This window comes from Nocardia wallacei, assembly GCF_029869545.1.
Lineage (GTDB): Bacteria > Actinomycetota > Actinomycetes > Mycobacteriales > Mycobacteriaceae > Nocardia > Nocardia wallacei_A.
This window is the reverse complement of the sequence record NZ_JARWQD010000103.1, coordinates 1-7073: the sequence shown is the minus strand read 5'-3', so window position 1 is coordinate 7073 and position 7073 is coordinate 1. Positions and strand designations below refer to the sequence as shown.

Annotated in this window: 8 protein-coding genes; 6 read left to right on the top strand and 2 right to left on the bottom strand. The window is 69.6% G+C overall.

Going from position 1 to position 7073, the window contains the following annotated elements; translation table 11 throughout:
- From QH290_RS06855 to QH290_RS06845, 3 genes are all read left to right on the top strand, one after another.
- Positions 1-617: MFS transporter (locus QH290_RS06855; protein ID WP_483244244.1), on the top strand; the 617-nt coding region annotated here is incomplete at its 5' end.
- Positions 614-1804 (top strand): questin oxidase family protein, encoded by a 1191-nt coding sequence (locus tag QH290_RS06850; protein ID WP_280382285.1) that lies wholly within the window; start codon positions 614-616, stop codon positions 1802-1804. The genes QH290_RS06855 and QH290_RS06850, both read left to right, overlap by 4 nt.
- 8 nt (positions 1805-1812) lie before the next feature.
- On the top strand, positions 1813-2643 hold the full coding sequence (locus QH290_RS06845) for a nitroreductase family protein (protein WP_280267380.1): 831 nt from the start codon (positions 1813-1815) through the stop codon (positions 2641-2643).
- 65 nt (positions 2644-2708) lie between these two features.
- On the opposite strand, the gene QH290_RS06840 is transcribed toward QH290_RS06845, so the two are convergent.
- Both QH290_RS06840 and QH290_RS06835 read right to left on the bottom strand, forming a co-directional pair.
- On the bottom strand, positions 2709-4313 hold the full coding sequence (locus QH290_RS06840) for an ABC transporter substrate-binding protein (protein ID WP_280267381.1): 1605 nt from the start codon (positions 4311-4313) through the stop codon (positions 2709-2711).
- A 17-nt stretch (positions 4314-4330) separates the two neighbouring features.
- Entirely contained in the window at positions 4331-5317 is a 987-nt protein-coding gene (locus tag QH290_RS06835; RefSeq protein ID WP_280267382.1) for an ABC transporter substrate-binding protein, read from the bottom strand.
- Between the two features lie 190 nt (positions 5318-5507).
- On the opposite strand from QH290_RS06835, the gene QH290_RS06830 reads away from it, so the two are divergent.
- The 3 genes from QH290_RS06830 to QH290_RS06820 all read left to right on the top strand — a co-directional run bounded on the left by QH290_RS06830 (position 5508) and on the right by QH290_RS06820 (position 6893).
- A complete protein-coding gene (locus QH290_RS06830; protein ID WP_280267383.1) occupies positions 5508-6032 on the top strand; it encodes a cysteine dioxygenase in 525 nt (174 codons plus the stop codon).
- Between the two features lie 15 nt (positions 6033-6047).
- On the top strand, positions 6048-6317 hold the full coding sequence (locus tag QH290_RS06825) for a rhodanese-like domain-containing protein (protein WP_280382284.1): 270 nt from the start codon (positions 6048-6050) through the stop codon (positions 6315-6317).
- Positions 6318-6389: 72 nt separating this feature from the next.
- A complete protein-coding gene (locus tag QH290_RS06820; protein WP_280267385.1) occupies positions 6390-6893 on the top strand; it encodes an Lrp/AsnC family transcriptional regulator in 504 nt (167 codons plus the stop codon).
- Positions 6894-7073 lie beyond the last annotated feature (180 nt).

Here is a 7073-nt window from a genome sequence, read left to right as displayed (position 1 = left end):
CGAACCCGGTCACGATCTTGCGGAACACCCGAACCGTCGGTCTCGCAGTGTTTTTCGGGCTGCAGGCGCTGGTGGCGTTCGTGGTGATGGGGTGGTTGCCGTCGGTGCTGCAGGATGCGGGGGTCAGCGCGTCGGCCGCCGGGGGGTACCTCGGGCTGCTGACCTTCCTCGGCGTGCCGCTCAGCCTGACAGTGCCGCCCCTGGTGGCGCGCTCGGCGCGGCCGCAGCGCTGGCTCGCGGGCTTCAGCCTGTTCACCGTGCTGGGCGTGCTCGCCTTCCTGGTCGCCCCGGCCGCCGCGCCGCTGCTGTGGTCGCTGGTGCTCGGCACCGGGCTGGCGGTGTTCTCGCTGGCCCTCACCGTGATCACCGTGCGCGCGGGCACCGCGGCGCAGGCGGTGGAACTGTCGGGCGCGGTGCAGGGCGTCGGCTACGTCATCGCGGGGATCGGGCCGTATGTGATCGGGTTGTTCCGGCAGCTCGGCGACGGCTGGGCGCTGCCGCTGGGCGCGCTGCTGGCGACCGCGGTGGCGCAGGCGCTGGTCGCCCTGACCGTCGGCGGCGCACCGAAGACGCACGCGGACAAGGATTTCGCCGACGACGGGAGGCACACCCCATGACCACCAAGGTTCTCGACAGCGTGTCGGATCTGCTCGACGATCGCACCCACCACATCGAGTTCAACGGCCACCTCACCAACCACGTCAAGCACGCGGTGGTGGCGCTGGCCGCGATCGGAGCCTCCGAGCAGCGCATTCGCGAGTACTACCGCGACTACGCCCACCTGACGCCGTACGGGTTCCCGCTGGAACCTCGGCGCCCGTCCACGCAGGTGATCGACGCGGGCAACTGGCGCGAATTCCTCGGGCAGCGTGTCCATTTCGACGCCTATCTCACCTTCTTCGACGGCGAGGTGGACGCACGGGGCATCGCCGGGGCGGTCGCCGAGTACGCCCCCGAACTACTGCGGGGCTGGATCGGCGCCTTCACCCACGCCGCCATCCACCTCGGCTGGGCGATCTGGGCCGACCATCCGGGACTCGCCGCGGAAGCCCTTGCCTACCTGGCCTTCTCGTTCGTTCGCACCGTCGGCGAGCAGCGCGGGCCCGGGCCGGACGCCGATGCCGCCGATCCGCTGGAATCGCTGATTCGGCTCAGCGAGCGGTGGTCCGGCGACACCCGCTTCCGCGATGCGGTCGAGTCCGTTGTCGACGACACCGACGCCTTCACCGAGTTGCACCCCGAGCTGAATCGTTCCGGTCTGCAGGCCCGGGTCGCGGGTGTCGCCGTCACGGGCATCGCCGATCTGGCCGACACTCCGGCGTGGATTCACAACCTGCCGCAGGCCGAGCGCCGCGAGCAGGTCCGGCGGGCGGTCACTCTGCTGTATCTCGCGCAGCCGGGTGATTTCGTTGTGCTGCACCTGATTACGTCGCTGTTCGCGCTCGAGGTGATCGCCGATGCGCTCGGCTCAGCGGAGGCCACGACGGAGATTTACGACCTCTACTGGGCCGGGGCGCGCATCATCACCGCGGCCGAACGCAAGTTCCCGGCCGCCGCGAAGCTCCGCGAACTCGACGCCCTGTATGCGGGCCGCGAATCCGGTCGCACCGCCCACGCCCTGGACGAATTCGACGTCACCGCCCGGCGCGCCCGGCTCGAGGACGAGGAGCACAACCCCAAGCTCGTCTTCGTCCTGCGCGCCTGGTGGGACGCCTCCGACTGGACGGGCTACCGCCACGCCGCCGCTCAGTTCACCCGCACCCCGGACCTTCCCCCGAGTTTCGCCGAACCACCCGCCGAATAGGATTCCTTGTGACCGAAGTGATTTCGAACGTGCTGCAGGAGCAGCTGGACAAGCGCTACGGTGCCGCCGCACCGCGGGCCGACGGCGTGGACAACCCGACGCTCGAGGTGCTGCTGCGGCACCGCACCGTGCGCCGCTATCTGCCCGGCACGGTGAGTGAGACCGAGCTGCGGTTGATCGTCGCCGCGGCGCAGTCCGCGTCGACCTCGGCGAACTTCCAGTTCACCAGCGTGGTCGTCGTCGACGATCCCGCGCTGCGGGATCGCCTGGCGGGGTTGGCCGGTGGGCAGCAGCTGATCCGCGATGCCGCGGTCTTCCTGGTCTGGATCGCCGACTGGTCGCGCAATGTCGCGATCGCCACCGAGCACGGCCACACCATCGAGGCCACCTCCTACCTCGACAGCGCGATCTCCAGCGTCGTCGACGTCACCCTGTCGGCCCAGAACGCCGCGGTGGCCGCCGAATCCCTCGGTTACGGAATCACTTTCGTCGGGGCCCTGCGCAACAACATCGACGCCGTCATCGAGGCGCTGCGGCTGCCCGAATGGACCTTTCCCGTCTACGGGCTGGCCATCGGCATTCCCGACCCGGACGATCCCGCCGACATCAAACCCCGCTACGGCCAGAGCGTGGTCGTGCACCGCAACACCTACACCCCGCCCACCGCGGCGGATGTCGACGACTACCTGGAACGCATCAACACCTACTACCGCGAACAGGAACTCCCCGCGGACTGGGTGAAAAACCGCCTGGCGGGCCGCATCTCGACCAAGGAGAGCCTGCACGGCCGCCAGGGCATCCGGAAGACGTTCAACGATCAGGGGTTCGAGCTGCGGTAGGCCCCGGCCAAAAGCATGCCGGGGACGAAGGGAGTGGGCAGGCCGGGGACGAAGGGCGAGCAGGTCTATTTCCTGAGCCAGGCGTCGTAGAACTGGAGACGCCCCGAGGCCTCGAACTTCAAGTCCCGCACCTTGTTCGATACTCCGATCGCCTGGGACAGCTCGATGGTCGGGATGTACAGGCCGTTGTCGATCACCAGCTGCTGGGCCCGGCCGATCAGCTGGGCCCGGGCGGCGGGGTCGGCCGCCTGCAACTGGTCCGACAGCGCCTGATCCAGCGGCGGAATCGGGCCGCGCGCATTGAGATTGCGGTCGGCCAGCCCGAACTGGGTGCGCAGAATGTCGCCGTCGGCACGGGTGAGGTTGTAGTACAGCGAATCGTAGTCCTTGCTGTTCTGCCGGGCCGTGTACTCCGCGTCGGCCGCGACCTCGAGCCGCACGTCGGCCCCCACCTTGCGCAACTGCTGCTGAATCAGCTCCAGAATCGCCTGATTTCCGGCGAAGGCCCGCGAGAACAGGATGCCGAACGACAGCCGGACGCCGTCCTTGGCGCGGATCCCGTCGCTCCCCGGTACCCACCCGGCCTGGTCGAGAACGCGCCGGGCGGTGTCGGCGTCGTAACCGATCTGCGTCGAAAGATCCACGTGCGCGGGCGTTTTCGAGGCCAGTGCGCCGTCCGCCGCCCGGAACTGCGGGCCGAGCACGGTATCCACCAGCTCCTGACGGTCCACCGCCCTCTCCAACGCGGTGCGCACGGCCGGATCCCGCAGCGGCCCGCGGGTGACATTGGGCTGAATTCCGAACGGCAGCCCCGGATTCGAGGTGACCTGCACCGTTCCGCCGGTGGCCTCGATCTGCGGCGCGTCCTGCGGCAGCGCATCGCTGATCGCGTCGAGCTGATCGGAGGACAGGCTCCCCGAGCGCACACCGGACTCCGGCACCACCCGGAACTCGATGCGGTCCAGGTACGCCTCCCCTCGGTGTGCGAAAACCGGTGAGCCCCAGGAATATCCGGCGCGCTTGGCGAGCGTCGCCGAGGATCCCTGCCGGTACTCGGCGTAGGTGAACGGGCCGCTGCCGATATTGTCGCCCAGGCAGCGTTCATCGGCCGATTTCGCCGTCGTCGCCTCGGCGAGGATGCCCAGCTGCGGCGTCGAGGAGGCCTGCAGGAATTGCGCATTCGGGCGGTCGAACTCCACCCGCGCGGTCAGCGGATCCGGCGCGGCCGTCCCGATGTACCCCGCCAGATAGCTCGCCGCCAGCGGCGCCTTCGCCCCGGTGAGCGTGCGGACGATCGCGTCGAAATTCTTCTGCACGGCCGTGGCGGTCACCGCGGTGCCGTCGCTGAACGTCACACCCGGCCGCAGGTGGAACGTGAACACCTTCGCATCCGGGCTCACCTCCCAGCTCTGCGCCAGCCACGGCGTGACGGCCCCGGTATCCGGATGCTGATCGGTCAGCGAGTCGACGATCTGCCTTGTGACGTACAGGGTTTGGTTGGTGCCCGCCTGGGCCGGATCCGAACACGTCGGCGCGAGCGACAGGCCGTAGCGCAGCGTGCCGCCCGGCTGCGGCGGCCCCGCCGGGCCCTCGGGGCCCGCGCCGGAGCCGCATGCCGCGAGCGTCGCGGCCGCGGCGAGGGTGCCGAGCAGGGCTACTGGTCGTTTCAACGTGTTCTCCCGATAGGTCACGGCTGCTTCTTCGGCAGGCCCGGCGGATTGATCTGCGAGGCCCGCACCGCCTCGCTCTGCAGGCCCCAGCGGGCGAGCACCTGCTGATAGGCGCCGTGCTCGACGGCGTACTGCAGCGCCTCGTGCACCGGGCCGATCAGGCCGTTGTCCTTGCGGGTCAGCACGGCGATCTCGGCCTGCAGCGCATCACCGGCGCCGGAGTAGGTGGTGAGGATCTTCGTCTGCCCCGCGGTCTCGGCGTGGTACACCGCCACCGGATTGGGACCCAGGAAGCCGTCGATGCGGTGCGACGACAGCGCCAGGTAGTAGTCGGTGGTCTGCTGGTAGTAGGCGATGTCGATGCGCGGCAACCCCTCGGCGGCATTGCGCTCGTTCCACTGCACCAGCAGCTGCTCCTGATTGGTGCCGCTGCCGACGCCGATGCGCTTGCCCGCCAGCGATTTCCGGTCCCTGTACTCCCAGGCGCTGTCCTTGGGCACCTCCAGCGCCACATTGTCGAGCCGGTAGGTGGCGAAGTCGTACTTCTCCTTGCGCTCCTCGGTGACGGTGACGTTGGAGATGAACGCGTCCACCGCACCGGAGTCCACGGCCACGAAGTTCTGCGCCCAGTCCGCGGTGCGGATCTCGAGCCGCAGCCCGAGGATGTCGGCGACCAGGTTCGCGAAGTCGACCTCGGAGCCGATGTAGGTCCGGTCGTCGGAGGCGGTGAACCGCAGCGGCGGCCCGGTGGTCGCCGACCCCGTGACGATCAGCGTGCCCCGATCCCGGATGGCCTGCGGCACCTTGGCCGCGATGGCGTCCACCTTCTCCGCGTGCACCCGGCCGGGCTGCTCCGGGGAGAGGTCGAAACTCCGGCCGTCGGCGGTGCGCACCTCGGTCTCGGGGTCGTCGGTGCCGCACGCGCCCGCGAGCAGCGTGACGGTGAGCAGCGCGGCCGACAGCACGCGGAGACGTCCGCGACGACCGTTGCGGGCGAACAACATTGGATTTTCCTAACGTCCGAACACGAGCCAGGAGGCTGTGGTGACCGTAGGCGGAATCGGTTGCGGTGTCTGCCGTCTCGATCGGCCTGAGCGCAATGCTTGCCGCGCTGCGGCCGCCGCCCGACACCGAGTTTCGCTCACGCTGATCCTGTCCGGTGGCACCGGCGCCGCGGTGACGGACAATCCGATCATGACCACGTCGCTCCCGGTGAACCTGAAGCATGCCAAGGACATTCACCCCGGCGTCGACGTCCCGCTGCTGCACGAGGCCGTGCACCCGGGACGAACGCTGTGGTCCCCCGCCGAATTACACGAGCTGACGGGTACGGTCGCCGTCGAGCTGGCGACGCCGCTGCTGGACCTGGTCCGCTTCGATACCGGGCAGCGCTGGTGGGCCCGGCTGGCCTTGACCATGGGCGTGGAGCTGTGGCTGCTGTCGTGGGGCCCGGGCCAGGGGACCGAGCCGCACGACCACGGCGGGGCGTCGGGCTCGTTCACCGTCACCATCGGCGAGCTGGACGAGGAGTACCGGCACGCGGGCGGTCCGGTCCGGCAGGCGCACTGGACGGCGGGCGACACCGTCGCCTTCGGCCCGCAGCGCGCGCATCACCTGCGCAATCACAGCAACCGCCCGGCCGCATCGGTGCACGCCTACTCGCCGCCGCTGCGCCCGGTCCGCGAGTACCGGGACCTGACGGACTTCGCGGGCATATGAGAGGATGCACAGCCCATGAGTTCCATCGATGACCGGCTGGCCAAGGCGCGGGCCCAACTGTTCCGCGTCGACCCGCAGGAAGCGGCGGCGCTGCAGGACGACGGCGCGCTGATCGTGGACATCCGCCCGCACGCGAACCGGGCCGCCGAGGGCGAGATTCCCGGCTCGGTGGTCATGGAACGCATCCACCTGGACTGGCGGCTGGATCCCACGAGCGACCACCGCCTGCCCGGCCTCACCGCGGAATCCCAGGTGATCATCGTGTGCAACGAGGGGTACGCGTAGGGGTTCGGGCCGCCTGCCCGAATGACGGCCGATCCGGACATTCGCCGAATTTTGTTCGATACGGTGGGTCTTGTGCGAAAGACCGATCGACCGGCGCGTCCGGCGCCGACACCGGCCGTTCCGCTCGACGACGTCGACCGGATCCTGCTCGACGAGCTGGCCCGCGACGGCCGGATGCCGAACAATGCCCTGGCGGCCGCCGCGGGCATCGCGCCGTCGACCTGCCTGGGCCGGGTGCGGTCGCTGGTGGAGCGCGGGGTCGTCCGCGGCTTCCACGCCGATATCGATCCGGCGGCGCTGGGCCGCAGCCTGCAGGCGATGGTCTCGGTGCGGGTCCAGGCCAACGCGCGCAAGCACCTCGCCGAGTTCGGCGAACAGCTGGCCGCCCTCGGCGAGGTGCTCAACGTGTACTTCATCGCCGGCGCCGACGACTTCCTCGTCCACGTCGCCACCGCCGACACCGAGGGCCTGCGCCTGTTCGTCCTCGAGAACCTGAGCGCCCACCCCGCCGTCGCCCGCACCGAAACAATCCTCATCTTCGAACACGTCCGCCCCCGCACCCACCCCGGCCGCTGAACACACCGCCCCGGCATTTCCGGTACACCACCCACCATTTCCGGCACGCATATTGCCGGGATACACCCTGGAAACCCGCCCAAAACACCCCCGGGAAAAAACAAACCCCCCCCCCGGTCTAGAAAACCCACCCCCCCCGCAGAAAAAGGGCCCGCCCACCCCGCCGTCGCCCGCACCGAA